Annotated in this window: 25 protein-coding genes, 1 tRNA gene and 2 rRNA genes; 24 read left to right on the forward strand and 4 right to left on the reverse strand. The window is 66.6% G+C overall.

Going from position 1 to position 24813, the window contains the following annotated elements; translation table 11 throughout:
- From H7J93_RS00245 to recN, 8 genes are all read left to right on the forward strand, one after another.
- Positions 1–229: ribosomal RNA gene (locus H7J93_RS00245) — 23S ribosomal RNA — on the forward strand; the annotation flags it as partial.
- 130 nt (positions 230–359) lie between these two features.
- Positions 360–474 (forward strand): 5S ribosomal RNA (gene rrf / locus H7J93_RS00250).
- A gap of 100 nt (positions 475–574) precedes the next feature.
- Positions 575–1357, forward strand: a complete 783-nt coding sequence (locus tag H7J93_RS00255) for a tetratricopeptide repeat protein (protein ID WP_267304321.1) — start codon at positions 575–577, stop codon at positions 1355–1357.
- 1 nt (position 1358) lies between these two features.
- Entirely contained in the window at positions 1359–2381 is a 1023-nt protein-coding gene (locus H7J93_RS00260) for an HAD-IIA family hydrolase (protein WP_267304322.1), read from the forward strand.
- 8 nt (positions 2382–2389) lie between these two features.
- Positions 2390–2575 (forward strand): hypothetical protein, encoded by a 186-nt coding sequence (locus H7J93_RS00265; RefSeq protein WP_083157890.1) that lies wholly within the window; start codon positions 2390–2392, stop codon positions 2573–2575.
- Positions 2576–2581: 6 nt separating this feature from the next.
- Positions 2582–3391, forward strand: a complete 810-nt coding sequence (locus H7J93_RS00270; RefSeq protein ID WP_267304323.1) for a TlyA family RNA methyltransferase — start codon at positions 2582–2584, stop codon at positions 3389–3391.
- Positions 3388–4311 carry an NAD kinase gene (locus H7J93_RS00275; RefSeq protein ID WP_267304324.1) on the forward strand — a complete coding sequence of 308 codons (924 nt, stop codon included), beginning with the start codon at positions 3388–3390 and terminating at the stop codon, positions 4309–4311. Before H7J93_RS00270 ends, H7J93_RS00275 begins: the two co-directional genes overlap by 4 nt.
- Entirely contained in the window at positions 4311–6107 is a 1797-nt protein-coding gene (gene recN, locus H7J93_RS00280) for a DNA repair protein RecN (protein WP_267304342.1), read from the forward strand. Before H7J93_RS00275 ends, recN begins: the two co-directional genes overlap by 1 nt.
- Here recN and H7J93_RS00285 read toward each other — a convergent pair.
- Positions 6067–6645, reverse strand: coding sequence for a TetR/AcrR family transcriptional regulator (locus H7J93_RS00285; RefSeq protein WP_267304325.1), 579 nt, complete (start codon positions 6643–6645; stop codon positions 6067–6069). The two genes, recN and H7J93_RS00285, sit on opposite strands and share 41 nt — an antisense overlap.
- Positions 6646–6676: 31 nt before the next feature.
- On the opposite strand from H7J93_RS00285, the gene H7J93_RS00290 reads away from it, so the two are divergent.
- From H7J93_RS00290 to xerD, 6 genes are all read left to right on the forward strand, one after another.
- Positions 6677–7057 (forward strand): VOC family protein, encoded by a 381-nt coding sequence (locus H7J93_RS00290; protein WP_267304326.1) that lies wholly within the window; start codon positions 6677–6679, stop codon positions 7055–7057.
- Positions 7058–7149: 92 nt separating this feature from the next.
- On the forward strand, positions 7150–8334 hold the full coding sequence (steA, locus tag H7J93_RS00295) for a putative cytokinetic ring protein SteA (RefSeq protein WP_267304327.1): 1185 nt from the start codon (positions 7150–7152) through the stop codon (positions 8332–8334).
- Positions 8335–8343: 9 nt separating this feature from the next.
- Positions 8344–9285, forward strand: coding sequence for a copper transporter (locus H7J93_RS00300; RefSeq protein WP_267304328.1), 942 nt, complete (start codon positions 8344–8346; stop codon positions 9283–9285).
- Between the two features lie 117 nt (positions 9286–9402).
- Positions 9403–11178, forward strand: a complete 1776-nt coding sequence (gene pyrG, locus H7J93_RS00305) for a CTP synthase (RefSeq protein ID WP_267304329.1) — start codon at positions 9403–9405, stop codon at positions 11176–11178.
- Complete coding sequence (locus tag H7J93_RS00310) at positions 11171–11791, forward strand: NUDIX domain-containing protein (protein ID WP_267304330.1); 621 nt, start codon at positions 11171–11173, stop codon at positions 11789–11791. The genes pyrG and H7J93_RS00310 overlap by 8 nt, the downstream gene beginning before the upstream one ends.
- Positions 11788–12735 carry a site-specific tyrosine recombinase XerD gene (gene xerD, locus H7J93_RS00315; RefSeq protein ID WP_267304331.1) on the forward strand — a complete coding sequence of 316 codons (948 nt, stop codon included), beginning with the start codon at positions 11788–11790 and terminating at the stop codon, positions 12733–12735. The genes H7J93_RS00310 and xerD overlap by 4 nt, the downstream gene beginning before the upstream one ends.
- Positions 12736–12830: 95 nt before the next feature.
- Here xerD and H7J93_RS00320 read toward each other — a convergent pair whose 3' ends face one another.
- On the reverse strand, positions 12831–13586 hold the full coding sequence (locus tag H7J93_RS00320) for an O-methyltransferase (protein ID WP_267304332.1): 756 nt from the start codon (positions 13584–13586) through the stop codon (positions 12831–12833).
- 138 nt (positions 13587–13724) lie between these two features.
- Here H7J93_RS00320 and H7J93_RS00325 point away from each other — a divergent pair, with 138 nt between their 5' ends.
- The 8 genes from H7J93_RS00325 to H7J93_RS00360 all read left to right on the forward strand — a co-directional run bounded on the left by H7J93_RS00325 (position 13725) and on the right by H7J93_RS00360 (position 20034).
- Complete coding sequence (locus H7J93_RS00325) at positions 13725–14585, forward strand: ParA family protein (protein WP_267304333.1); 861 nt, start codon at positions 13725–13727, stop codon at positions 14583–14585.
- Between the two features lie 8 nt (positions 14586–14593).
- A complete protein-coding gene (locus H7J93_RS00330; protein WP_267304343.1) occupies positions 14594–15439 on the forward strand; it encodes a segregation/condensation protein A in 846 nt (281 codons plus the stop codon).
- Positions 15429–16205 carry an SMC-Scp complex subunit ScpB gene (gene scpB, locus H7J93_RS00335; RefSeq protein ID WP_267304334.1) on the forward strand — a complete coding sequence of 259 codons (777 nt, stop codon included), beginning with the start codon at positions 15429–15431 and terminating at the stop codon, positions 16203–16205. Before H7J93_RS00330 ends, scpB begins: the two co-directional genes overlap by 11 nt.
- A complete protein-coding gene (locus H7J93_RS00340) occupies positions 16198–16941 on the forward strand; it encodes a pseudouridine synthase (RefSeq protein ID WP_267304335.1) in 744 nt (247 codons plus the stop codon). Before scpB ends, H7J93_RS00340 begins: the two co-directional genes overlap by 8 nt.
- The gene (cmk, locus tag H7J93_RS00345; protein ID WP_267304336.1) at positions 16938–17624 is read left to right on the forward strand and encodes a (d)CMP kinase; all 687 of its coding nucleotides are present in this window, start codon (positions 16938–16940) and stop codon (positions 17622–17624) included. The genes H7J93_RS00340 and cmk overlap by 4 nt, the downstream gene beginning before the upstream one ends.
- Entirely contained in the window at positions 17621–19036 is a 1416-nt protein-coding gene (gene der / locus H7J93_RS00350; protein WP_267304337.1) for a ribosome biogenesis GTPase Der, read from the forward strand. Before cmk ends, der begins: the two co-directional genes overlap by 4 nt.
- 93 nt (positions 19037–19129) lie before the next feature.
- Entirely contained in the window at positions 19130–19897 is a 768-nt protein-coding gene (locus H7J93_RS00355) for a sulfite exporter TauE/SafE family protein (RefSeq protein WP_275989073.1), read from the forward strand.
- A 60-nt stretch (positions 19898–19957) separates the two neighbouring features.
- Positions 19958–20034 (forward strand) — tRNA-Pro (locus tag H7J93_RS00360).
- A gap of 97 nt (positions 20035–20131) precedes the next feature.
- Here the strand turns inward: H7J93_RS00360 and H7J93_RS00365 are convergent.
- Positions 20132–21325, reverse strand: a complete 1194-nt coding sequence (locus tag H7J93_RS00365; RefSeq protein ID WP_267304338.1) for a tyrosine-type recombinase/integrase — start codon at positions 21323–21325, stop codon at positions 20132–20134.
- Between the two features lie 13 nt (positions 21326–21338).
- Positions 21339–21956: an HAD family hydrolase gene (locus tag H7J93_RS00370; protein ID WP_267304339.1), complete on the reverse strand. Its 618-nt coding sequence runs from the start codon at positions 21954–21956 to the stop codon at positions 21339–21341.
- A 132-nt stretch (positions 21957–22088) separates the two neighbouring features.
- Here H7J93_RS00370 and H7J93_RS00375 point away from each other — a divergent pair, with 132 nt between their 5' ends.
- Together H7J93_RS00375 and H7J93_RS00380 are read left to right on the forward strand one after the other, a co-directional pair.
- A complete protein-coding gene (locus H7J93_RS00375; protein ID WP_267304340.1) occupies positions 22089–22319 on the forward strand; it encodes a helix-turn-helix transcriptional regulator in 231 nt (76 codons plus the stop codon).
- A 2-nt stretch (positions 22320–22321) separates the two neighbouring features.
- On the forward strand, positions 22322–24628 hold the full coding sequence (locus H7J93_RS00380; RefSeq protein WP_372507743.1) for a bifunctional DNA primase/polymerase: 2307 nt from the start codon (positions 22322–22324) through the stop codon (positions 24626–24628).
- Positions 24629–24813 lie beyond the last annotated feature (185 nt).

The following is a 24813-nucleotide window of genomic DNA, read 5'->3' on the forward strand; positions in this document are numbered from 1 at the left end:
GGACGAACCTCTGGTCCACCAGTTGTCCCACCAGGGGCACCGCTGGATAGCCACGTTCGGACAGGATAACCGCTGAAAGCATCTAAGCGGGAAACCCCCTCCAAGACCAGGCTTCTCACCCATTTCAGTGGGATAAGGCCCCCCGCAGACCACGGGATCGATAGACCAGACCTACACGCACCGCAAGGTGTTCAGGGAACTGGCACTAACCGGCCGAAAACTTACACACAACCAACCTCGCAACCACACACCTATCCGCAACCATCACGACACCCACCCCACCACCAAAAACACACCATGGGGCACGTGCTCGAAAGGATTCCCACCCAGCGTGGGTCACTTTGACAAGTGAACAAAGTTACGGCGGTCCATAGCGGCAGGGAAACGCCCGGACCCATCCCGAACCCGGAAGCTAAGCCTGCCAGCGCCGATGATACTACCCAACACGGGTGGAAAAGTAGGACACCGCCGAACACAAATTGTGATTCTATTTCCGACAATTCTTGACCGAATTCGCGGTATTCAATTCTGAGCCGAATTCTCAATTGTGCCGGGATCGGGTAGAAAGGCATACGTGGTCCAAGACGGAAACCGCGACAACCGCGGGCGCGGTCCCCGGCGTCAGGCGCCGCGGACGTCGGGTCCCAACCGGGCCCGCCGCGCCCAGCCGAAAGTCGACGAACAGCCGGCACTCCAGGACGGCCCGGCCATCCCGGCCGACATCGAAGCCAAGCAGTTGGCGCCCGAGATCCGCGGCGAACTCACGACTTTGGACCGTGCCACCGCCGATACGGTGGCACGGCATCTGGTGGCCGCCGGCCTGCTTCTCGACGAGGATCCCGAAGCCGCATTGGCGCACGCCCGCGCGGCCCGCGCCCGCTCCGGTCGCATCGCCGCGGTCCGCGAAGCCGTCGGGATCGCCGCCTACCACGCCGGCGACTGGGCACAGGCCCTCGCCGAACTGCGCGCCGCCCGCCGCATGGGCAGCAGATCGGCGCTGCTTCCGCTCATCGCCGACTGCGAACGCGGTGTCGGTCGTCCGGAACGGGCGATCGAGTTGGCCCGCAGTCCGGAGGCCGCCGAGTTGACCGGCGACGACGCCGACGAGATGCGTATCGTCGCGGCGGGCGCGCGCTCGGACCTCGGCCAGTACGAGCAGGCCATCGCGATTCTGTCGACCCCGCAATTGGACAAGACCCGACGCGGTGAGACCGCCGCGCGACTCTTCTACGTCTACGCCGAGACGCTGCTGGCGCTCGGGCGCAACCAGGAGGCGCTGCAGTGGTTCATCAACGCCGCCGCCGCGGATCTCGAGGGAGTGACGGACGCCGAGGACCGGATCACGGAGCTGAGCTGACGTGAGTGTCCTTGTGCAGGAACATGATTGCCTGCTGCTTGACCTCGACGGCACCGTCTTCCGCGGGCACGAAGCCACCGAAGGCGCGGTCGAGACACTGTCCACCGTCGACTCCCGCACCCTGTACGTCACCAACAACGCGTCCCGCAGCCCGGAGGAGGTAGCCCAGCATCTCCATGAGCTGGGCTTTGCCGCCGAGCCCGACGACGTCGTCACCAGCGCGCAGAGCGCGGCAAACCTGCTGGCAGCCCAATTACCCCCCGGTGCAGCGGTTCTCATCGTCGGCACCGAGGCGTTGGCAGCCGAGGTTCGCGGGGTGGGACTGAAACCGGTGCGGCAGTGGTCCGACGGACCGGCGGCCGTCGTCCAGGGACACTCCCCGCAGACCGGCTGGCCCGACCTCGCCGAGGCGGCGCTGGCGATCCGAAACGGCGCCCTCTGGGTCGCGGCCAACGTCGACCTGACCTTGCCTTCCGAGCGCGGCCTGCTGCCCGGCAACGGGTCGATGGTCGCGGCACTGCGGGCGGCCACCAACCAGGAACCGCAGGTCGCAGGCAAGCCGCACCCGACGTTGATGAACGACGCCCTGGCCCGCGGCACATTCCAGGCGCCGCTGGTGGTCGGCGACCGCCTCGACACCGATATCGCCGGAGCCAACGCCGCCGGCTTACCGAGCCTCATGGTGTTGACCGGCGTCAGCACGGCGCAGGACCTGGTCCGGGCGGCCGAGTTGGAGCGCCCCGACTACCTCGCGGCCGATCTGCGCTCGCTCTACGCTCGCGCAGACATCCTTCGTGTCGGGCCGCACCCGGGCTGGCACATCGAGATCGGCCCGTCCGAGGTGACCGTTCACGCCACGGGCCGGGACACCGGGGACCCGCTCTCGGTGGTCCGCGCCACCGCAAGCGCCGTCTGGCAGGCGAACCTCGACGGCCGCCCATTCACCATTTCCGCGGGCGACGACACCGCGCGACAGGCCATGGCGCCGTGGTCCCTACTCACCCAGCCGAATCCGCTAGCGTGAACAACGACATGAGTACCGACCCGGACCAGATTCGCGCCCAGATCGCGGAGTTGCTGGCTGAGCTGCCGGACCCCGCGCAGGAGGGCTCCGGTTTCGACCAACTGGCCGACTCCCAGATCGACGTCATCGCCGCGCGGCTCGAGGAGGCGCACGAACTGCTCGTTCGAGCGCTCGAGTCGGTCGAGAAGGGGTGACCGCGCGTGGCGCGGCGGGCACGTGTTGACGCCGAACTGGTGCGACGCGGGCTGGCCCGCTCCCGCCAGCAGGCCGCCGAGCTGATCGGGGCGGGGCGGGTCAGCATCGACGGCATGCCTGCTGCCAAACCCGCGACTGCAGTCGCGGTCAGTGCCAGGTTGACCGTCGACGAGGCCGACGAACGCGACTGGGTATCGCGGGGGGCACACAAGTTGATGGGGGCACTCGACGGATTCGGCTTGGCGGTCGACGGCCGCCGGTGCCTGGATGCGGGCGCCTCGACCGGCGGGTTCACCGAGGTGCTGCTCGAGCGCGGGGCCCGCGAGGTCGTCGCCGTCGACGTCGGATACGGCCAGCTGGCGTGGTCGCTGCGCAACGACCCGCGCGTCACCGTGATGGAGCGGACCAACGTGCGGTCACTGACGCCCGACGCCATCGGCGGCCCGGCCGACCTCGTGGTGGCCGACCTGTCGTTCATCTCGCTGTCCACGGTGCTGCCGGCGCTGACGTCGTGTGCGGATGCCGACGCCGATATCGTTCCCATGGTGAAACCGCAATTCGAGGTCGGCAAGGATCGGGTGGGCGCCGGTGGCGTCGTCTCTGATCCGCAATTGCGCGCCGAAGCGGTGCTCGCCGTCGCCCGACGCGCCGCCGAACTGCAGTGGCACACGGTCGCCGTCACCGCCAGCCCGTTGCCCGGTCCGTCCGGCAATGTCGAGTACTTCCTACGACTGCGGTCACGAACCGACCACCCGCTGCACGGAGAGGCACTCGAACACGCAGTGCGCCAAGCTGTTTCGGAGGGTCCGCAATGAGCGCCGAGCGCAACATCCTGCTGGTGCTGCACGCCGGCCGTGACGACGCCACCGACGTGGCGCGCCGCGTGCAGAAGGTGTGCGGCGACAACGGGATCGGGCTGCGAGTGCTGTCCGCTGAGGCCGTCGATCGCGCGCCTGCGCACCTGTTGCCCGACGAGATACCCGGCCTCGGAGCCGGAGTCGAGATCGTCGACGCCGAGGAGCGGGCCGCCGAAGGTTGCGAACTCGTGCTTGTGCTCGGCGGCGACGGCAGCTTCCTGCGCGGGGCCGAACTGGCCCGCAACGTCGAAATCCCCGTCCTCGGCGTGAATCTGGGTCGTATTGGCTTCCTCGCCGAAGCTGAGGCGGACTCCATCGACTCCGTGCTCGATCATATTGTGAAGCGGGACTACCGCGTCGAGGAGCGGATGACTCTCGACGTCGTGGTGCGCGCCGAGGGCGAGATCATCGACCGCGGCTGGGCGCTCAACGAGGCCAGCCTCGAGAAGGGTCCGCGGCTGGGAGTACTCGGCGCGGTGCTGGAGGTCGACGGTCGTCCCGTCTCCTCGTTCGGCTGCGACGGCGTACTCGTCGCGACGCCGACCGGATCGACGGCGTGGGCGTTCTCGGCGGGCGGGCCGATCGTCTGGCCCGATCTCGAGGCAATCCTGGTGGTGCCCAACAACGCTCACGCACTGTTCGCGCGTCCGATGGTCACCAGCCCCAACGCCTCCATCGCCATCGAGGTCGAAGCCAGTGGTCACGACGCGCTGGTGTTCTGCGACGGTCGGCGCGAGATGGTGGTGCCCGCCGGCGGTCGGCTGGAAGTGACCCGGTGCGGTACGCCGCTGAAGTGGGTGCGACTGGACAGCGCACCGTTCACCGACCGTCTGGTGCGCAAGTTCCGGTTGCCGGTCACGGGGTGGCGCGGACAGTAGTGCTAGCCGAGATCCGTATCGAGTCGCTGGGCGCGATCAGCACGGCGACCGCAGAATTCGACCGAGGTCTCACCGTGCTGACTGGCGAGACCGGCACGGGCAAGACCATGGTGGTCACGGGTCTGCACCTGCTCGGCGGTGCACGCGCCGACGCCACGCGGGTGCGCTCGGGTGCCGAGCGCGCGGTCGTCGAGGGCCGGTTCACGACCAGCGAACTGGGGGAGGACGTCACCGCCCAGATAGAGGAGATCCTCGATTCGTCGGGAGCCGAGCGCGACGACGACGGCAGCGTCATCGCCGCACGGTCCGTGGCGCGCGACGGACCCTCGCGGGCGTTCCTCGGCGGGCGCAGTGTGCCCGCAAAGTCGTTGGCCACCTTCACCACTGAACTGCTCACCCTGCACGGCCAGAATGATCAGCTCCGGTTGATGCGGCCCGATGAGCAGCGTGCGGCACTGGACCGGTTCGTCGATATCGAGAAGCAACTGAAGCGGTACCAGAAGCTGCGCGAGGAGTGGCTGGCGGCGCGGCGTGACCTCGTCGACCGCACACAGCGGGCCCGCGAACTCGCGCAGGAAGCCGACCGGCTCAAGTTCGGACTGAACGAGATCGACGCCGTCGCACCGCAGGCCGGCGAGGACCAGGCGCTCGTCGCCGATATCCAGCGCATGTCGGAACTGGACGCCGTGCGCGACGCAGCGCATATCGCGCGCGCCGCGCTGGCGGGCGTCGACGACGCGTCGCCCGAAGCCGTATCGGCGATCGGCAGTGTGGGACAGGCGAAGTCGGCGATGGAAGCCACCGACGACACTGCACTGCGCTCGCTGGCCGCACAGCTCGACGGTGCGCTGGTCGTGATCGGCGATGTGGCAAGCGAACTCGGCGAATACCTTGCCGCACTGCCCAGCGATGCGAGCACTCTCGAGACAAAGCTGTTGCGCCAGAGCGAGCTGCGCACCCTGACACGCAAATACGCCGCCGACATCGACGGTGTCCTGGAATGGGCGCAGCAGGCGCGCGACCGACTGGCACAGCTCGACGTCTCCGAGGAAGCCCTTGCCGATCTGGAGCGCCAGGTCGCGCGTCTTCACGACGAAGTCGTGGGAGCGGCCAACGACCTCACCAAGGCGCGGACCAAGGCGGCCAAGGGGTTGGCGAAGGCGGTGACCGCCGAACTGTCCGGTCTGGCGATGGCCGATGCCGAGTTCACTGTTTCCGTGGCGCCGCTGGCCGCACGCGTCGACGACGCCGCACCGCTGACGGTATCGCCGGGCGTGACCGTCCACGCCGGCCAGTTCGGTGTCGACGCCGTCGAGTTCGGCTTCGCCGCGCACCGCGGCATCGATGTGCTGCCGCTGAACAAGAGCGCGTCCGGCGGTGAGCTGTCGCGCGTCATGCTCGCGCTCGAGGTCGTGCTGGCTGTCTCGACCGAGGGAACGACGATGGTCTTCGACGAGGTCGATGCGGGGGTCGGGGGCCGCGCGGCGGTGCAGATCGGCCGCAGGCTGGCCCGGCTGGCCCGGACGCATCAGGTCATCGTCGTCACCCACCTGCCCCAGGTCGCCGCCTACGCCGACAGTCATCTCATGGTCGACAGCGGCGGACGGGGCAAGGCCAGTGGCGTCCGTCGCCTCGACGACGACGAGCGCGTCGCCGAGCTCGCCCGCATGCTCGCCGGGCTCGGGGAATCCGACAGCGGCCGCGCGCACGCACGGGAACTCCTCGACGCGGCACAGCAAGAGAACGGGCCAGCGACTAGTCATTCCCCAGAACGGTGTCGATCGCGGAGGCGATGAAGGCATCGTCGATGCCGTCGGCTGTCATCAGCCGTCGATAGAACACCGCACCCGACAACGCCACGGACGCGGCTTCGGCGTCGACGTGTGCCGGAAACTCCCCGGAGTCGACGCCCGCGGCGATGGTGGCGGTCAGACGCCGGCGCCGTTGCGCCGAGTAGCGGTGAAAGAAGCCGCGGATGGCGGGATCGTGTTCTGACCCGTGAATCAGGGCGGGGACACACGCCGCCACGGGCGAGTCGGTGAGCGCGCGGGCGAGATGGCGCAGCAGCAACTCGACCCGTTCCCGGGCCGTGCCGGACTCGAGTTCGCGGTCCGGGTTCGGTTGCACGTTGAGCGTCTCCAGCGCATCGGCGAGCAGCGCGGTCCTGTCCGGCCAGTGCCGGTACAGCGTGCTGCGCCCGACACCCGCCCGCGCCGCCACCGACTCCATCCGAAAGCCGGCGTATCCCGCACTCGCGAACTCGTCGAGGGCAGCACGGCAGATCACCTTCCGGGAGTGATTGACCCGGGGATCGGGCTGTCTTTTTTGGGACATATCTGTATCATAATGCCTAGGAGGTGCAAAGATGACCAACATCAGCGTTCGCTACATCGTCGACGATGTCGATGCTGCGATGGACTTCTACACATCCGTTTTCCAGTTCGAGGTGGCCATGCGGCCCGGGCCGGGGTTCGCGATGCTGCGCCGCGAAGAGTTGCGGCTGCTGCTGAACTCCCCGGGCGGCGGGGGTGGCGCCGGCCAGACTCTCGCCGATGGCAGCCGGCCAGAACCCGGTGGCTGGAACCGATTTCAGCTGCAGGTGGACGATCTCGACAAGGCTGTCGCCGACGTTCGTAAGGCCGGCGCAGACCTGCGGGGCGAGGTGATCACCGGCAGAGGCGGGCGCCAGGCGCTCGTTCCGGACCCGGCGGGGAACCTCGTCGAACTGTTCGAAAGCTATGCGTGATCGTGTTGCAGTTGTGACAAAAGTCTACTTCTGAGGCGCATGTTACGGCGCGCCTCCGACAGACAGCGCGTGCCTATCGACAGAATCGCCGCATGAAGATGTCAGCGCTGCTATCCCGTAATGCCAGCTCTCGCCCGGGCATCACCGGCACCGCCCGGGTCGACCGCGACATGGACCGGCTGCTGCGCCGCATCAATCCCGGCGACGTCGTCGTCATCGACGCGCTCGACCTCGACCGGATCACGGCCGACGCGCTCGTCGAATCCGGCGTCACGGCGGTCGTGAACGCGTCGCCGTCGATCTCCGGCCGATACCCCAACCTGGGTCCCGAGGTCCTCGTCGCCAACGGCGTCACCCTGATCGACGACACCGGTGCCGAGGTGTTCAAAAAGGTCAAGGACGGCGCCCGGGTGCGGCTCTACGAAGGCGGCGTCTACTCCGGCGACCGGCTGCTGATCCAGGGCGCCGAGCGGACCGACCACGAGATCCATGAGCTGATGCACGAGGCCAAGAGCGGGCTGGTGGCACATCTGGAGGCGTTCGCGGGCAACACGATCGAGTTCATCCGCAGTGAGAGCCCGCTGCTGATCGACGGCATCGGCATCCCGGACATCGACGTGGACATGAGCCGTCGCCACGTCGTCATCGTCGCCGACGAACCGAGTTCGGCCGCCGACCTGAAGGCGCTCAAGCCGTTCATCAAGGAGTACCAGCCGGTGCTGGTGGGTGTCGGCACCGGCGCCGACGTGCTGCGCAAGGCCGGCTACCGCCCCCAGCTCATCGTCGGGGACCCCGACCGGATCAGCGCCGACGCGCTGCGATGCGGTGCGCAGGTCGTGCTGCCCGCCGACGCCGACGGGCACGCCGCAGGACTCGAGCGGATCCAGGACCTCGGAGTCGGGGCCATGACCTTCCCGGCCGCCGGATCGGCCGCCGACCTGGCGCTGCTGCTCTGCGATCATCACGGCGCGTCGCTGATCGTGACCGCGGGCCACACCGCGACCATCGAGGAGTTCTTCGACCGGTCGCGCCAACAGAGCAACCCGTCGACCTTCCTCACCCGGCTGAAGGTCGGCGAGAAGCTGGTCGACGCGAAGGCCGTCGCCACGCTGTATCGCAGCCGGGTCTCCGGGGGCGCCATCGCCCTGTTGGTGCTCGCCATGCTGGTCGCGGTGATCGTCGCGCTGTGGGTCTCGCGAGTCGACGCGACGTTGGTGGACTGGGTCGTCGACTACTGGAACCGTTTCTCGCTCTGGGTCCAGAGCTGGGTCACCTAGGGGGCGACAATGATTTCCCTGCGCTCACACGCGATTTCACTCGCGGCGGTGTTTCTCGCGTTGGCCATCGGGGTCGCCCTCGGGTCGGGCCTGCTGTCCAACACCGTGCTCTCCGGTCTGCGTGACGACAAGCACGAGTTGCAGGAGCAGATCGACACGCTCACCGACGACAAGAACCTGCTCAACGAAAAGCTGAGTGCTGCAGGGGAATTCGATGCCATGATGGCGCCGCGGATCCTGCGGGGAGCGCTGGACGGAAAGTCGGTCGTGGTGTTCCGCACGCCGGATGCGGCAGACGACGACGTCGACGCGTTGGCGCGCCTGGTCGCACAAGCCGGCGGAACGGTCACCGGCACAGTGGATCTGACGCGAGAGTTCGTGGACGCCCATTCGGCGGCGAAGCTGCTCTCGGTGGTCAACTCGCCGATCGTGCCCGCGGGTAAACAGTTGAGCACCACCTCGGTGGATCAGGGCTCCCAGGCCGGTGATCTGTTGGGCATCACCCTGCTGACCGATAAGGACCCGAAGGTCGCGCCCGTCGACGACGCGCAGCGCGAGACCGTTCTGTCGACGCTGCGCGACACGGGCTTCATCACCTACGGCAACCAGCGCATCGGCCCGGCCAACACCGCACTGATCGTGACAGGCGGAGCACTGAAAGAGGACGCGGGTAACCAGGGGGCGACGGTCGCCAGGTTCGCGGCGGGCATGGCGCCGCACGGCTCCGGCACGGTGCTGGTCGGGCGCGACGGGTCGTCGTCCGGTACCGCAGCGGTGGCCGTGACGAGGTCGGACTCGGCGTTGAGCACCGTCATCAGCACCGTCGACGACGTCGACTCGGAATCCGGCCGGCTCACCTCGGTGCTGGCCCTGAGCGACCTGGCCGCCGGCGGCAAGCCCGGCCAGTACGGCATCGGCAAGGGCGCGGCATCGGTAACCGTCCCGCAATGATTCACGGCGGCGCGTCAGCGACGGCTTGTCGGCGTCGGTGTTAGGGTGGGGTTCCGTGGGTCGGCAGGCCCCAGCTATTGACAGCGAGCCCCTGCCGCGTCGTCACGGAGGTTGCTCTTGCCAGCTCTACGCAAGCACCCGCAGGCCCCCACCAAGCACCTCTTCGTAACGGGTGGCGTGGTTTCTTCCCTCGGGAAGGGGCTCACCGCATCCAGCCTCGGACAGTTGCTCACGGCGCGCGGCCTCCAAGTGACCATGCAGAAGCTGGACCCCTACCTCAACGTCGACCCCGGAACCATGAACCCGTTCCAGCACGGTGAGGTGTTCGTCACCGAGGACGGCGCCGAGACCGACCTTGACGTCGGCCACTACGAACGGTTCCTCGACCGCAACCTGTCCGCGTCGGCGAATGTCACCACCGGGCAGGTGTATTCGACCGTGATCGCCAAGGAGCGTCGCGGCGAGTACCTCGGCGACACAGTGCAGGTCATCCCGCACATCACCGACGAGATCAAGCGACGCATCCTCGCGATGGCCGAACCCGACGCCGCGGGCGCCCGTCCCGACGTGGTAATCACCGAGATCGGCGGCACCGTCGGCGACATCGAGTCGCTGCCCTTCCTGGAGGCCGCCCGACAGGTCCGGCACGAGGTCGGCCGGGAGAACTGTTTCTTCCTGCACTGCTCGCTGGTGCCCTACATGGCGCCGTCGGGCGAACTGAAGACCAAGCCGACGCAGCACTCGGTGGCCGCGCTGCGCAGCATCGGTATCACTCCCGACGCGTTGATCCTGCGCTGCGACCGCGACGTGCCCGAACCGTTGAAGAACAAGATCGCGCTGATGTGCGACGTGGACATCGACGGGGTGATCTCCACCCCGGACGCGCCGTCGATCTACGACATCCCCAAGGTTCTGCACCGCGAGGAACTGGACGCCTATGTGGTGCGCCGGCTCAACCTGCCGTTCCGCGACGTCGACTGGACGCAGTGGAACGATCTGCTGCAGCGTGTGCACGACCCCCAGGAGACCGTGCGAATTGCCCTGGTGGGCAAGTACATCGACCTCTCCGACGCATACCTCTCGGTCGCGGAGGCGCTGCGGGCGGGCGGGTTCAAGCATCGCGCCAAGGTCGAGATGCGGTGGGTGGCCTCCGACGACTGCGAGACCGACAGCGGGGCGGCGGCCGCGCTGGCCGACGTCCACGGCATCTTGATTCCCGGCGGGTTCGGTATCCGCGGCATCGAGGGCAAGATCGGCGCCATCCGCTACGCACGGAAACGCGGTTTGCCCGTCTTCGGGCTGTGTCTGGGATTGCAGTGCATCGTCATCGAGGCGGCGCGCTCGGTGGGGCTGAGCGAGGCCAACTCGGCGGAGTTCGACCCGTCGACGCCCGATCCGGTCATTTCGACGATGGCTGATCAGCGCGATGCCGTCGCGGGAGAAGCCGACCTCGGCGGCACTATGCGACTGGGCGCCTATCCGGCGGTACTGGAGCCGAATTCGATTGTGGCGCAGGCCTACGGTGCCACGCAGGTGTCCGAGCGGCACCGCCATCGCTATGAGGTGAACAACTCCTACCGAGACCGCATCTCCGAGAGCGGGCTGCGGTTCAGCGGGACGTCGCCGGACGGCCACCTCGTCGAGTTCGTCGAGTACTCGCCGGATGTGCATCCGTTCATCGTCGGCACCCAGGCGCACCCGGAGTTGAAGAGCAGGCCGACGCGCCCGCACCCGCTGTTCGTCGCGTTCGTCGGCGCGGCGCTGGGCTACAAGGCGGAGGAACGGCTGCCCGGCATGGACATTCCGGAGCACGCCAACGGGTCGGCACACTCGGACGATGTCGCTCAACAGCTGCACGGGGCCGAGCTGCAAAAATCCGAAGCTCGTGGCTGAACACGATTTCGAGACGGTCGCGTCCGAAACGGTCTATATCGGAAACATTTTCGCATTGCGCGTCGATGACGTGCGCATGCCGCACGGAAACGTGGCGAAACGGGATGTCGTCGAAAACTATGGTGCGGTAGCCATTCTCGCGTTGGACGACGACCGGAACGTCGTGATGGTCTACCAGTACCGGCACCCGTTCGGCCGCAGACTGTTGGAACTGCCCGCCGGCCTGCTTGATCTCGACGGCGAGGCCCCCCATCTCAGCGCGGCCCGCGAATTGAAGGAAGAAGCGGGTCTCGCCGCTGCCGAGTGGCGCGTGCTCGTCGACCTCGACACCGCGCCGGGCTTCAGCGACGAAAGCGTGCGGGTGTATCTGGCCACCGGACTGACCGACGTCGACCGGCCCGACGGTCACGACGAAGAGGCCGACCTCACATTGCGACGGGTCGCGCTCGATGAAGCGGTTCAGATGGTGTTCGCGGGTGAGATCGTCAATTCGATTGCGGTGGCGGGGATCCTGGCGGCGCACGCCGTCGACGACCACGCGTCGCTGCGATCCGTCGACGCGCCGTGGATCGATAGGTCGACATCCTTCGCGCGCCGGAAGGGTCACGGATGACGACGTTCCGGTCAGCTCTCGACGACCAACTCCAGGGCTACCTCGACCACCTCACCATCGAGCGGGGCGTCGCGGCCAACACCCTGAGCTCGTATCGACGTGACCTGCGGCGCTACTCCGAACACCTCGCTCTGCGTGGCATCGACGACCTCACCAAGGTGACCGAGGGCGACGTCAGCGACTTCCTGGTCGCCCTGCGCCGCGGTGATCCCGACGTCGGGGCGGCTCCGCTGTCGGCGGTATCGGCGGCGCGCGCGTTGATCGCGGTGCGAGGGCTGCACCGGTTCGCGGAGGCGGAGGGGCTGACCACTGTCAACGTCGCGTCGGCGGTGAAACCCCCGACCCCGAGCAGACGGTTGCCGAAGAGCCTGACCATTGACGAGGTGCTCGCGCTGCTGGACGGGGCGGGCGGCGACAGTGAGGCCGACGGGCCGCTCACGCTACGCAACCGGGCGCTGCTGGAACTGCTCTATTCGACGGGAGCGCGGATCTCGGAAGCCGTCGGCCTCGACGTCGACGACATCGACACCCAGGCGCGGTCGGTGCTGCTGCGGGGCAAGGGCGGGAAGCAGCGGCTGGTGCCAGTCGGGCGGCCGGCGGTCGCCGCGCTGGACGCCTACTTCGTGCGCGGGCGGCCCGACCTGGCGCGCCGTGGCCGCGGCACCCCGGCGATCTTCCTGAACGCCAGGGGCGGACGGCTGTCGCGACAGAGTGCGTGGCAGGTGCTGCAGGACGCGGCCGAACGTGCGGGTATCACCTCGGCGGTGTCGCCGCACGTGCTGCGCCATTCGTTCGCCACGCATCTGCTCGACGGCGGCGCCGACGTCCGCGTCGTCCAGGAACTGCTCGGCCACGCGTCGGTCACCACGACGCAGATCTACACGATGGTCACCGTCAGCGCGCTGCGAGAGGTCTGGGCCGGGGCCCATCCGCGGGCGCAGTGAGGGCGGGGCCCGACCATCCCTCGCGAGCAGACGCAAACTCCCCCTAAATCGCCCAATTCTGGGGGGCTTCGCGTCTGCTCGCGGCTGAGGCGGGGTCAGTCGCCGAGGTATTCCGACTCGAGCACGAGGTCGGGTGCCAGCGTCTGATACTCGCCGTGCGCCCGGTGCTCGACGGTGTCGAAGAGCTTGCCCTGCTGCTCGCGCATGTACTCGCGGTATTTGGGGGAGCCGGGGATGAGCATGTTGTCGGCGACCACGATGGATCCCCGGTGCAGCCACCCACGGTCCAGGATGGATTGCAGGTCTGGCAGGTAGGCGGACTTGTCGTGGTCGATGAACAGCAGGTCGAGGGTCCCGGGGGTGAAGCCGTGCTCGTTGGCCAGCGTATCGAGCGTCCTGCCGCCGTCACCGATGGTGCCGACCACACACGTCACCCTGTCGGCGACTCCGGCATGGGTCCAGATGCGCTGCGCCACTTCGGCGTTGGCGTCAGCCAGTTCGACGGAGAACACCCGGGCCCCGGGCGCCGCGCGGGCGATCCGCAGCGCGCCGTAGCCGCAGTAGGTGCCCAGCTCGAGTGCCAGCTTCGGGGTGGCGCGTCGCACGGCGGCGTCCAGCAGTTCGCCCTTCTCGTCGCCGATGTTGATCAGGAACGACTTCCCGTAGGCGAACTGGTCGATCTTGGCGATCACGTCGTCGAGGTCACCCTGACGGGCGTTGGCCACCACATATTCGGCAGCGGCTGCCTCTCGGCCGTCACCGATCTGGCCGGTCCTGGTGATGTTGCGATTCCCGATCGCCAGCCGCAAGAATGACCAGCGCAGGAACGGGATGCGCTGCTTGAGGCTCATGTCTGCCAGCCTAGGCCGACCCCCGGGGGCATCAACGAAAAGTTGCCCGCGGGTCTGGCAGACCAGGCAGTCACCTCCCGTTAAACTTGCCCGGATGTTCGCCATGACCGTTTGTTGCCTGACCAGCGAAGGTCTGGCATGACCGACGCCGGCGAAGCCGCCGAGATCGGCTTGACCGGCCGTCCGCCGCGAACCATTCCCATACCCGAACCCAAGACGACGCACGGCCCTGCCAAGGTCATCGCGATGTGCAACCAGAAGGGCGGGGTCGGCAAGACCACCTCGACCATCAACCTGGGCGCCAGCCTGGCCGAATACGGCCGCCGCGTCCTGATGGTCGACCTCGATCCGCAGGGTGCGCTGTCGGCGGGCCTCGGCGTGCCGCACTACGAGCTCGAGCACACCGTCCACAACCTGCTGGTCGAACCGCGGGCGTCGATCGATGAGGTGCTCATCAGCACCCGGGTCAAGAACCTGGACCTGGTACCGAGCAACATCGACCTGTCGGCCGCTGAGATCCAGCTGGTCAACGAGGTGGGCCGCGAACAGTCGCTGGCCCGCGCGCTGTACCCGGTGCTCGACCGCTACGACTACGTCCTGATCGACTGCCAGCCGTCGCTGGGCCTGCTCACCGTGAACGGGCTGGCCTGCAGCGACGTGGTGATCATCCCCACCGAGTGTGAGTTCTTCTCGCTGCGCGGCCTCGCACTGCTGACCGATACCGTCGACAAGGTGCACGACCGGCTCAACCCGAAGCTGTCCATCGGCGGCATCCTCATCACCCGTTACGACCCCCGCACCGTGAACTCCCGCGAAGTGATGGCGCGAGTCCTAGAGCGGTTCGGCGACCTGGTGTTCGACACCGTCATCACCCGGACGGTGCGCTTCCCCGAGACCAGCGTCGCCGGCGAGCCGATCACCTCGTGGGCACCGAAATCCGTTGGTGCCGAAGCGTATCGGTCGTTGGCGCGCGAGGTCATCGACCGGTTCGGCGCGTGACCGGGGCGGTGACTACGGCAGGACCCGCCGATCCGGCGACATCGAATTCGGACCAGTCGCAGCAGACGGGTTTCCAGGTTCGGCTGGCCAATTTCGAGGGGCCCTTCGACCTGTTGCTGCAGCTGATCTTCGCGCACCGGCTCGACGTCACCGAGGTGGCTCTGCACCAGGTCACCGACGACTTCATCGCGTACACCAAGGCGATCGGCCCGCAGCTCGAACTCGACGAGACGACCACGTTCCTGGTGGTCGCCGCCACGCTGCTGGACCTCAAGGCGGCCCGACTGCTGCCTGCCGGAGAGGTGCACGACGAGGAGGATCTCGCGCTGCTCGAGGTGCGCGACCTGCTGTTCGCCCGGCTGCTGCAGTACCGCGCGTTCAAGCACGTCGCCGAGATGTTCGCCGAGCTCGAGGCCGCGGCGCTGCGCAGCTATCCCCGGTCGGTGGCGCTGGAGGAGCGCTACCAGGAGCTGCTGCCGGAGGTGATGATCGGCGTCGACGCCGAGACGTTCGCCCAGATCGCGGCGGCGGCCTTCACCCCGCGGCCGGTGCCGACCGTCGCGACCGAGCACCTCCACGAGGCGCCGGTGTCGGTGACCGAGCAGATCGGTAATCTGATGGCGTTGTTGGAAAGTCGCGGGATCGGCCAATGGGCATCGTTCCGCGACCTGGTGGCCGACTGCCAGGCACCGATCGAGATCGTCGGCCGGTTCCTGGCGCTGCTCGAGCTCTACCGGGCCAGGGCAGTAGCATTCGAACAACCAGAACCGCTTGGTGCGCTCCAGATTTCGTGGACCGGCGAACGGCCTACCCCTCAACACCTGGCGGTGGAAGAAGACCAATATGACGGATGACACTCCGACCGACGTCTCGACCGACATCCCGGCCGAGACGCCACCGGAGACCTCGAGCGGCTTCGACGAGCCCGCGGATCTCGACGCAGATCTCGGGCTGGGTATCGATGTCGCCAACGAGCCGGAGCTCGACGATGACGAGCTCGGGTCGGTCCTCGAGGCGCTGCTGCTGGTGGTCGATACGCCGGTGACGGTCGAGCAGCTCGCCGCCGCGACCCAGCAGCCCGCCTACCGCGTCGGGGCCAAGCTGGCCCTGATGGCCGAGGAGCTCGCCGCCCGGGACAGCGGTATCGATCTGCGCGAGGCCGGCGGCGGCTGGCGGATGTACACCAGGGCGCGGTTCGCGCCGTACGTGGAGCGCCTCTTGCTCGACGGTGCGCGCTCCAAACTGACGCGCGCCGCGCTCGAGACGCTGGCCGTGGTGGCCTACCGCCAGCCCGTCACGCGGGCGCGGGTCAGCGCTGTGCGCGGCGTCAACGTCGACGCGGTCATGCGTACGCTGCTCGCACGCGGGTTGATCACCGAGGCCGGCGTCGATCCCGACTCCGGTGCAGTGACGTTCGCGACCACCGAGCTGTTCCTCGAGCGGCTTGGGTTGACTTCGTTGGCCGATCTTCCCGACATCGCACCGCTGCTGCCCGACGTCGACGTGATCGACGATCTGAGCGAATCACTCAGCGAAGAACCCCGTTTCATGAAGCTCAGCGGCGCTCCCGCTTCGGAGACGCCGATCTCGTTCGATGTGGACCAAGATTCGGATGGCTGATTCCGAGGGTGTGCGACTGCAGAAAGTGTTGTCGCAGGCCGGGATTGCGTCGCGCCGGGTCGCCGAGAAGATGATCCTCGACGGTCGGGTGGAGGTCGACGACCAGGTGGTGACCGAGCTGGGTACGCGGGTGGATCCAGATGTCTCGGTGATTCGTGTCGACGGCGCCAGGATCACCGTCGACGACACCCTTGTGCACCTGGCGATCAACAAGCCGAAGGGTATGCACTCGACTATGTCGGACGATCGTGGTCGCCCGTGTATTGGGGACCTCGTCGAACATCGAGTGCGGGGGAACAAGAAGCTGTTTCACGTCGGACGTCTGGACGCCGACACCGAAGGACTGATGTTGTTGACCAACGACGGTGAACTGGCACACCGCCTGATGCATCCGTCGTACGAAGTGCCCAAGACGTATCTGGCGACGGTGCTGGGCACAGTGCCGCGCGGGTTGGGTCGCAAGCTGCGCACGGGTATTGAACTGGACGACGGACCCGCGCGTGTCGACGATTTCGCGGTGGTGGATACCGTGCCGGGTAAAACGCTGGTGCGGGTGACGTTGCACGAGGGTCGGAAGCGGATCGTGCGGCGGATGCTGGCCGCGGTCGGGTTCCCGGTGAAAGAGTTGGTGCGCACCGACATCGGGGCGGTGTCGTTGGGGGATCAGCGGCCTGGCAGCATCCGGGTGCTGAGTCAGAAGGAGCTGGGCGCGTTGTACAAGGCGGTGGGAATGTGAGCTCGCCGTTGGTGATCGCGGTCGACGGCCCCGCTGGCACCGGAAAGTCCTCGGTGTCAAGGGGTTTGGCGCGTGAGCTGGGTGCACGCTATCTCGATACCGGTGCGATGTACCGCATCGTCACGCTGGCGGTGGTGCGGGCCGGTGTCGATCTGACGGATACACCGGCGATCGAGGCCGCAGCCGAGAACGTCCCGCTGTCGGTGGGCTACGACCCCGACGAGGACAAGGCTTACCTTGACGCAGAAGACGTTTCGCTCGAGATCCGTGGCGACGAGGTGACCAAGGCGGTGTCCGCGGTGTCGGCGGTACCGGCGGTGCGGGCGCGGCTGGTCGGGCTGCAGCGCGAGTTGGCGGCGGGGCCGGGCAGCGTCGTGGTCGAAGGCCGCGACATCGGCACAGTCGTGTTGCCCGACGCGGATCTGAAGATCTTCCTCACGGCGTCGGCCGAAGAGCGGGCGCGGCGGCGCAACGACCAGAACGTCGCCGCCGGCCGCGAGGATGCCTATGAGGCGGTGCTGGCCGATGTGAAGCGACGGGACCATCTCGATTCCACACGTGCGGTCTCGCCGTTGCGCGCCGCTGACGACGCGGTGGTGGTCGACACCAGTGATATGACCGAGTCCGAGGTGATTGCGCACCTGACGGAGCTGGTCCGGGAGCGCGCCGGAGCGTCGAGGTGAGCACGTCGGATTCGGACGGCACCTGGTCCTACGAGAGCGACTGGGAACTCGGGGCCGAGGACGTCGCGGAGGCCATCGAGGAGGCCGCGGCGCCGCCACCGGTCGTGGCGGTGGTCGGGCGGCCAAACGTCGGTAAGTCAACGCTGGTCAACCGGATTCTGGGCCGACGCGAGGCCGTCGTGCAGGACGTTCCCGGCGTGACGCGGGACCGAGTGTCCTACGACGCGAACTGGTTGGGACGACGATTCGTCGTGCAGGACACCGGCGGATGGGAGCCCGACGCCAAGGGGCTGCAACAGCTGGTGGCCGAGCAGGCGTCGGTGGCGATGCGTACCGCCGACGCGATCATTCTCGTGGTCGACGCGGTCGTCGGGGCGACGGCGGCCGACGAGGCGGCGGCGAAGCTGCTGCAGCGGTCCGGCAAGCCGGTGTTCCTGGCGGCCAACAAGGTTGACACCGAGCGCGGTGAAGCGGAGGCCGCCGAACTGTGGTCGCTGGGGCTGGGGGAGCCGCACCCGATCAGCGCGATGCACGGCCGCGGGGTGGCCGACTTGCTCGACAAGCTGATCGACGTGCTGCCGACGGTGTCGGAGATGGGTTCGGGCGGTGGCGGGCCGCGACGCGTCGCACTCGTCGGCAAGCCGAACGTCGGCAAGAGCTCGTTGTTGAATCGGCTTGCCGCAGAGGAACGTTCGGTGGTGCATGACGTCGCGGGCACGACCGTGGACCCGGTCGACTCGCTGATCGAGATGGACGGCAAGGTCTGGCGTTTCGTCGACACGGCCGGATTGCGACGCAAGGTGGGACAGGCCAGTGGGCACGAGTTCTACGCCTCGGTGCGTACGCACGGCGCGATCGACTCCGCGGAGGTCGCGATCGTGTTGATCGACGCGTCGGTGCCGCTGACCGAGCAGGACCAGCGGGTGCTGTCGATGGTGATCGAGGCCGGCCGGGCATTGGTACTGGCGTTCAACAAATGGGATCTGGTCGACGAAGACCGTCGCTATCTTCTGGATCGCGAGATCGACCGGGAGCTGGCGCAGCTTCAGTGGGCGCCGCGGGTGAACATCTCGGCGAAGACCGGCAGGGCGGTGCAGAAGTTGGTGCCCGCGCTGGAGACGGCGCTCGAATCGTGGGACACCCGGGTACCGACGGGCCGGCTGAACACGTTCTTCAAGGAGATCGTCGCCGCGACGCCGCCGCCGGTGCGCGGCGGTAAGCAGCCGCGGATCCTGTTCGCGACGCAGGCGACCGCGCGGCCGCCGACATTCGTGCTGTTCACCACGGGATTCCTCGAGGCGGGCTATCGGCGCTTCCTGGAGCGGCGGCTGCGGGAGACGTTCGGCTTCGAGGGCAGCCCGATCCGGATCAACGTCCGGGTGCGGGAGAAGCGCGGGTCACGCTCCCGCTAGCCCCGGCGATTTGTGTGCATTCACGCGCGCTGAGCGCTCCTGGATGCACACAAATCGCCGGGCAGTAGGCTCGCTCTAGTGCCCGTCATCGACATGATCCTGATTGCCCTGGCGGGCGTGGGGGCCGGCGCGATCAACGCGGTCGTCGGATCAGGCACCCTCATCACCTTTCCCACCCTGGTCGCGCTGGGGTATCCGCCGGTGACCTCGACGATGTCCAACGCGGTCGGACTGGTCGCGGGAAGCGCATCGGGAACCTGGGGCTACCGCCGTGAGCTGCGCGGTCAGTGGAAGCGGCTGAGATGGCAGCTGCCGGCGTCGTTCGTCGGGGCGGGTCTGGGTGCATGGCTGCTGCTGCATCTGCCGGAGAAGGTGTTCGCGCAGGTCGTGCCGGTACTTCTGATTCTTGCGCTGGTGCTGGTGGTGATCGGGCCGCGGATTCAGGAGTGGGCGCGGCGGCGGGCAGAGGAGGCCGGCCGGTCGGCGGAGCACGTGTCGCCGCGGAGGATGGCGGTGCTGGTCTTCCTGACGTTCGCGATCGGGGTCTACGGCGGATACTTCACCGCGGCGCAGGGGATCATGCTGATTGCTGCGATGGGCGCGTTGCTTCCCGAGGAGATGCAGCGGATGAACGCGGCCAAGAATCTGCTGTCGCTGGTGGTGAACATCGTTGCGGCAGTGGCGTACACCGTCGTGGCGTTCGACCGGATCAGCTGGCTGGCGGCGGGGCTGATCGCGGTGGGGTCGTTGATCGGCGGGTTCCTGGGCGCGCACTACGGGCGGCGCCTGTCGCCGAACGCGCTGCGCGCCGCGATCGTCGTGGTCGGCCTTATCGGACTGTGGCGGTTGGTGACCGTTTAGAAAGACGACCACGGTCTGCGGTAGGCTCACGTGCTGCCGCTGGCGATCCCAGCGGCACCGCGGGCTGTGGCGCAGTTTGGTAGCGCACTTGACTGGGGGTCAAGTGGTCGCAGGTTCAAATCCTGTCAGCCCGACCAGAGTTAGAGCAGTTCAGAGGCGGTTTCGGATAGATTCGAAACCGCCTCGATTGCGTTGAAATCATGCTGGATAGCAACGCGGATAGCAACGGCACTGTCAGGTGTCGTGTATGCCGAGCGCCTCGGCCAGCGCATCGACTGCATTTCGCGCGGTGGTGTCGGAGGTGTGGCCGTAGATATCTCCGGTAACGGCGATTGATGAGTGCCCGAGCAGATCGGCAACGGCCTTGATGTGAACCTGACCTTCGAGCCACGCCACAGCTGCCGAATGGCGCAGGGTGTGAACACCGACGCCGCCCATGCCCGCTTTTTGTGCGGCAATCTGAATCGTCCTCAAGACGTTGCGCGGGTCGACGGGTGTGCCCGACTCGGTGGCGAACACCAAGTCGTTGTCCTGCCACTGGTCTCGCGCCGCATGACGTTCAGAGTCTTGTTCGGCGCGGTGTGTACGAAGCATGGCGACGAGGGGAGCGGACAATGGCACCGATCGACGTGACCTATCTGTCTTCGGCTCAGTGATGATCAACTTGCCGCCGACGCGCCCGAGGGTGCCGCGCACCGTCGCCATTTTGGACTCCAGGTCGACATCGGACCAATGCAACGCAAGCGCCTCTCCTCGGCGCAAGCCGGTTCCCGCGATGAGCAACAGAACGTTGCGGTAGCGCAGGCCGTCGGCGCACTGCAGGAGGTTGGTCACGTTGACCGTGTTGACGTGATGGGCTTCCTTACGCGCTACTCCAGGACGCTTTACCGCCGCCGCCGGGTTCCTCGCCAGCAGACCGTCGCGGACGGCGCCATCGAGGCCCGCACGTAGCACGGTGTAGATCTGCCTGATCGTTGCGTCTGACAGCGCACGTACGGGATCGGCGCCGGTAACCTTGGCGGGTTTGGTCTTGCCGCGCATGGTCAGGATCAGCGCCTCGATGTCGGAGGGCTTGAGCTGATCGAGGCGAATTTCACCGAAGTCACCCGTCTCCAGGTGCCGACGGCTGAGATTGCCGTACAACTCCCGAGTCGAGGCTTTGCGATCGGACGCAGCCAATGTGGTTGCTCGCCAATGCGCCATCCAGTCGGCGACCGTGCGTCGCGAGTCCTTCACCGCGGCACCGTCCTCCAGCCGAGCCCGAGCGACCTTCATCTTGTCGGAAACCTCGCGACGGGTCTTGCCATAAACGGTGTGGCGCTTCGTATTTCCGGCCTCGTCTGTGTAACTCAAGGCGCCGATGTAGCCGGTCTGCTTACCATCGCGCATTCGCTTGTAAATGCTGCCTTCACCGTTGGCGTTGGCCATGATTTGTACCTTCTTATGCCTTCTTCTGTCCGCGCACCGTCTTGGACAGGTATCCGCGCCGTCGTGCCTCTTCGACGTACTTGCCTGCCATGCGGTAACTAACCCCGAACGTCTTCTCGACGGCTTTGGTCGGCTTGCCGTCGATGTTCTCCCGGTACACCTTGGCCACCTCCTGCAGAAACTCCTGGGTCATGACCCGACGCGCACGAGGCAATTGCTGGCGGTCGACGAACCGGCGTGCCGACGCTTTGGACTGTCGCCGGGCAGTGACCTCCGGGGCCTCATCGACGGGAACCATGTCGGTGGTTCTCATGGTGCTGACGACGAGATCGGTGACCAGCTTGGCGATCGTGGTCTGGCGCAGGTGCTTCTGTTGTATGTCGCTCTGACCCGGCCCCGACTTCCACGACAATTCGGTGAGGACCGGCGAGCCGTCGCGCAGCTCGACCCGCACGTACATGTCTGGGTCTGCACCACCTGATGTGGTGAGTTCGATCGAACGCGGCACCTCGACGTTTTCAAGCAACTCGGTTTCGTCGGCTATTCGCTTGACAGTCTCCTGGTCGCCGGAGGTGGACATCATCACGCGGTGCCCCTGCGATCGGAATTGGACCTGAATCGGTCCGATCATGCTCTGACCCGTCACTAAAAACCTCCCGAAAAGTACGCACTGGAAACTTTGTTTTCCTGGTACTTAACCATGCATCCTAACATTAACCGCCAGATCGCTGGCGGACATGCACGGAAGAACAGAGGTACAGCAATGGCAACAGCAAGCAAGCGTCTGATTCCGATTCCCGAGGCGCGACAGCTCCTCGGGGGGATCGGCCATACCACCGTCTACGAACTCGTCAAACGCGGCGAAATTTTGAAGGTCAACATTGGGCGTCGCGGGTTCATCACGTCCGAATCCCTTGAGGGATATATGGATCGGCTTACCAAAGTCGACGGCGTGAAGGATGCCGAAATTATTGAGGAGCGGCTGCAAGCATGACCATGAACGACGGTCGCCCCGGCGCGGACAACGCCCAGGCGACCAATGAGCCAAGTGCACAGGCTGCAGACAACACTACCCGAGCGGGTGTCTTCCGGGTAGGTGCGCCGCTGTATCGAAACGCCGGATGGCTCGGGGTCCTGCCCCTTCCGCCAGGCAAGAAGTTCCCGCCGATGAAGGGCTACACCGGACATGACGGTTCGTGGCCGACGGACGATGAGACCGCGGAGTGGATTCTCAACAGGCCCGCCGACGCGAACCTGATGCTGCGCATCAACTACGGACTCGTCGGCATTGACGTCGACAATTACGACGCGAAGAACGGCGGTCGAACGCTGAAGGAAGCCGAGAGCCGATGGGGTCAGCTGCCGCCTACCTACCGGAGCAGCGCCCGGAGCGATGATTCGATCAGCGGTATTCGGTTGTTCAAGGTCCCCAAGGGAACGTTATTCCGCGGCGTCATCAAGTTCGACGACCTCGGCATCGGTGACATCGAGATCATCCAGCCGCATCACCGGTTCGTCGTTGCATGGCCTTCCATCAACCCGAAGAACTCGCAGCAATACCGTTGGTACGACGCCGACGAGCACCTGATGCCGGCGGGCGAGGTTCCGCAGGTTGATGATCTACCGGACTTGCCCCAAGCGTGGATCGAGGCGCTGAGCAAGGATGCTGTGCGCGACACGGTCTTCGATGGTTCCTCTCCGGACAAGTCAGCGGATCGACGCCGGAAGATCAATGAAGAGCTCTACGAGCAACTCATTGCGATGCAGGATGACGGTGAACCCGATCGCGCCGTCGGCCGACGTGTGGAACGCGCCTGCGCTGACCTGACCGAAGGCGCCGGCAGCCGTTATGACACCACCCGCGACCACGTCCTCGCGATGATGCGCATGCGGTCTTCGGGGCATGTCGGCGTACCGGGTGCACTCGACCGCCTCTTCATGACTTACGTAGCGGCGGTTGCAGACTCACGCCCGCAGGTTGTCGCTGAGGCGGAGTTCCTGCGTTTCACCCAAGGTGCGGCCGCGTTGGTGGCGAGCACCCCGGAAGCAGATTCGGCGGAGGCCGACGCCGCCTTCTGGGAACAGCGCGAAATTCTCACCCACATTAGGGATTTTGCCCGCAGCCGAAGCGTGGCACCGTACGCAGTTCTCGGTGCTGTACTGCGACGCGCCATCACCCTCACGCCGCCATCGGTACAGCTACCGCCGACCGTCGGTGACGCCGCATCGGTCAACCTTTTCACGGTGAGCGTCGGGCGGTCCGGTCAGGGCAAGGACGCCGCCAACGGCGTCGCGAACGCCGCGGTCGTGTTCGTCGACAGCGACGACGAAGTGATCGAAGACCCGCCCGCGGCGGTGGGCATTGGCACCGGCGAGGGCTTGGCCAAAGCCCTGCGGCCGACGGGCGATGACGACGAGGTGCCAACTCGAATCAACCTCACCGTGCCCGAGATCGGCACCCTGGGCGCGATTGCCGCCCGGCAGGGCGCCACAGTCATCGGGGAACTGTTAAAGGCCTACATGGGCCAGGCGCTGGGGTTCACCAACGCGCGCAGGGAAACCACATCCTTCGTGCCCGCGCACCTCTACCGGCTGTGCCTCGGCGTGGGGGCGCAGCCCGAGAACGCTGACGTCTTCATGAGTCGGGAGAAGGATGGCCTGCCCCAGCGGTTCCTGTGGTTGCCTACCGTCGATCCCTACGCTCCGCCGCCGAGTGACGACCATTGCGAACCGGTCCCTCCGGCCAGGGTTGCGGTGCCGACGTCCTTTCCATCACCCATCCCGGGGTCGCCGTACTTGGTGAGGATTCCGGCCTCAGCTCGCAGCGCGATTAGACAGCATCGCCATCTTGTTGTTGTCGGCAACGACGACGTCGACCCGCTCGATGGCCATCTGATGTTGACGCGACTCAAGGTCGGCTTCGGCCTGGCGCTGCTCGAAGGACGCAAGCACATCACCGACGACGACTGGAGGATCGCCGGTCAGTTGATTGGCATTTCCAACCGCGTGCGTGCAGGACTCTTCGCGACACTGGCCGACCGCAAGAAGAAGGCCAACGCAGCACGTGCCGGCGAGATGGCGGATCGTCAACTGATCATCAACGACAGGCTGACTGACCACCGGCATCGCCGAGTCACTAAAGCCATCCTGAGCAAGCTTCAGCGTGTGGGTCGTGCAACTCGCCGGGAATTGGCGAAGGCGGTGACGTCCTCCCTGCGGGACGACTTCGACCCCGTCTTCGACACCCTGCTGGAAAACGGCACGGTGAAACCAGAAAGGGATGGTCGCTATGAATTGGCCTAAACCGATAGGTCCGCCCATGGGGTCATATGACCCCATTCTGACCCCACTACCGACTGGCCTGGGGTTGCGTCCAGCAGAGTGGTGTACGAGTCGGACCTGATCAGTAGCGCCGGCGTGTCGTAGCCGAGTGATTGAAGGTCATCGCGTGATTCTTCGAGAGACCCGTCAAAGTCACTCGAGCAAAG

Origin of the sequence: Mycobacterium barrassiae (assembly GCF_025822765.1) — a bacterium.
Classification (GTDB): Bacteria; Actinomycetota; Actinomycetes; order Mycobacteriales; family Mycobacteriaceae; genus Mycobacterium; species Mycobacterium barrassiae.

What these genes read in the sequence shown, in the direction of transcription:
- H7J93_RS00265 (WP_083157890.1), top strand. Translation starts at nt 2,390, where the DNA reads ATGAGTACCGACCCGGACCAGATTCGCGCCCAGATCGCGGAGTTGCTG.
- H7J93_RS00275 (WP_267304324.1), top strand. Translation starts at nt 3,388, where the DNA reads ATGAGCGCCGAGCGCAACATCCTGCTGGTGCTGCACGCCGGCCGTGAC.
- H7J93_RS00285 (WP_267304325.1), bottom strand. Translation starts at nt 6,645, where the DNA reads ATGTCCCAAAAAAGACAGCCCGATCCCCGGGTCAATCACTCCCGGAAG.
- H7J93_RS00290 (WP_267304326.1), top strand. Translation starts at nt 6,677, where the DNA reads ATGACCAACATCAGCGTTCGCTACATCGTCGACGATGTCGATGCTGCG.
- steA (WP_267304327.1), top strand. Translation starts at nt 7,150, where the DNA reads ATGAAGATGTCAGCGCTGCTATCCCGTAATGCCAGCTCTCGCCCGGGC.
- H7J93_RS00300 (WP_267304328.1), top strand. Translation starts at nt 8,344, where the DNA reads ATGATTTCCCTGCGCTCACACGCGATTTCACTCGCGGCGGTGTTTCTC.
- xerD (WP_267304331.1), top strand. Translation starts at nt 11,788, where the DNA reads ATGACGACGTTCCGGTCAGCTCTCGACGACCAACTCCAGGGCTACCTC.
- H7J93_RS00320 (WP_267304332.1), bottom strand. Translation starts at nt 13,586, where the DNA reads ATGAGCCTCAAGCAGCGCATCCCGTTCCTGCGCTGGTCATTCTTGCGG.
- H7J93_RS00325 (WP_267304333.1), top strand. Translation starts at nt 13,725, where the DNA reads ATGACCGACGCCGGCGAAGCCGCCGAGATCGGCTTGACCGGCCGTCCG.
- scpB (WP_267304334.1), top strand. Translation starts at nt 15,429, where the DNA reads ATGACGGATGACACTCCGACCGACGTCTCGACCGACATCCCGGCCGAG.
- H7J93_RS00340 (WP_267304335.1), top strand. Translation starts at nt 16,198, where the DNA reads ATGGCTGATTCCGAGGGTGTGCGACTGCAGAAAGTGTTGTCGCAGGCC.
- H7J93_RS00355 (WP_275989073.1), top strand. Translation starts at nt 19,130, where the DNA reads ATGATCCTGATTGCCCTGGCGGGCGTGGGGGCCGGCGCGATCAACGCG.
- H7J93_RS00365 (WP_267304338.1), bottom strand. Translation starts at nt 21,325, where the DNA reads ATGGCCAACGCCAACGGTGAAGGCAGCATTTACAAGCGAATGCGCGAT.
- H7J93_RS00370 (WP_267304339.1), bottom strand. Translation starts at nt 21,956, where the DNA reads ATGATCGGACCGATTCAGGTCCAATTCCGATCGCAGGGGCACCGCGTG.
- H7J93_RS00375 (WP_267304340.1), top strand. Translation starts at nt 22,089, where the DNA reads ATGGCAACAGCAAGCAAGCGTCTGATTCCGATTCCCGAGGCGCGACAG.
- H7J93_RS00380 (WP_372507743.1), top strand. Translation starts at nt 22,322, where the DNA reads ATGAACGACGGTCGCCCCGGCGCGGACAACGCCCAGGCGACCAATGAG.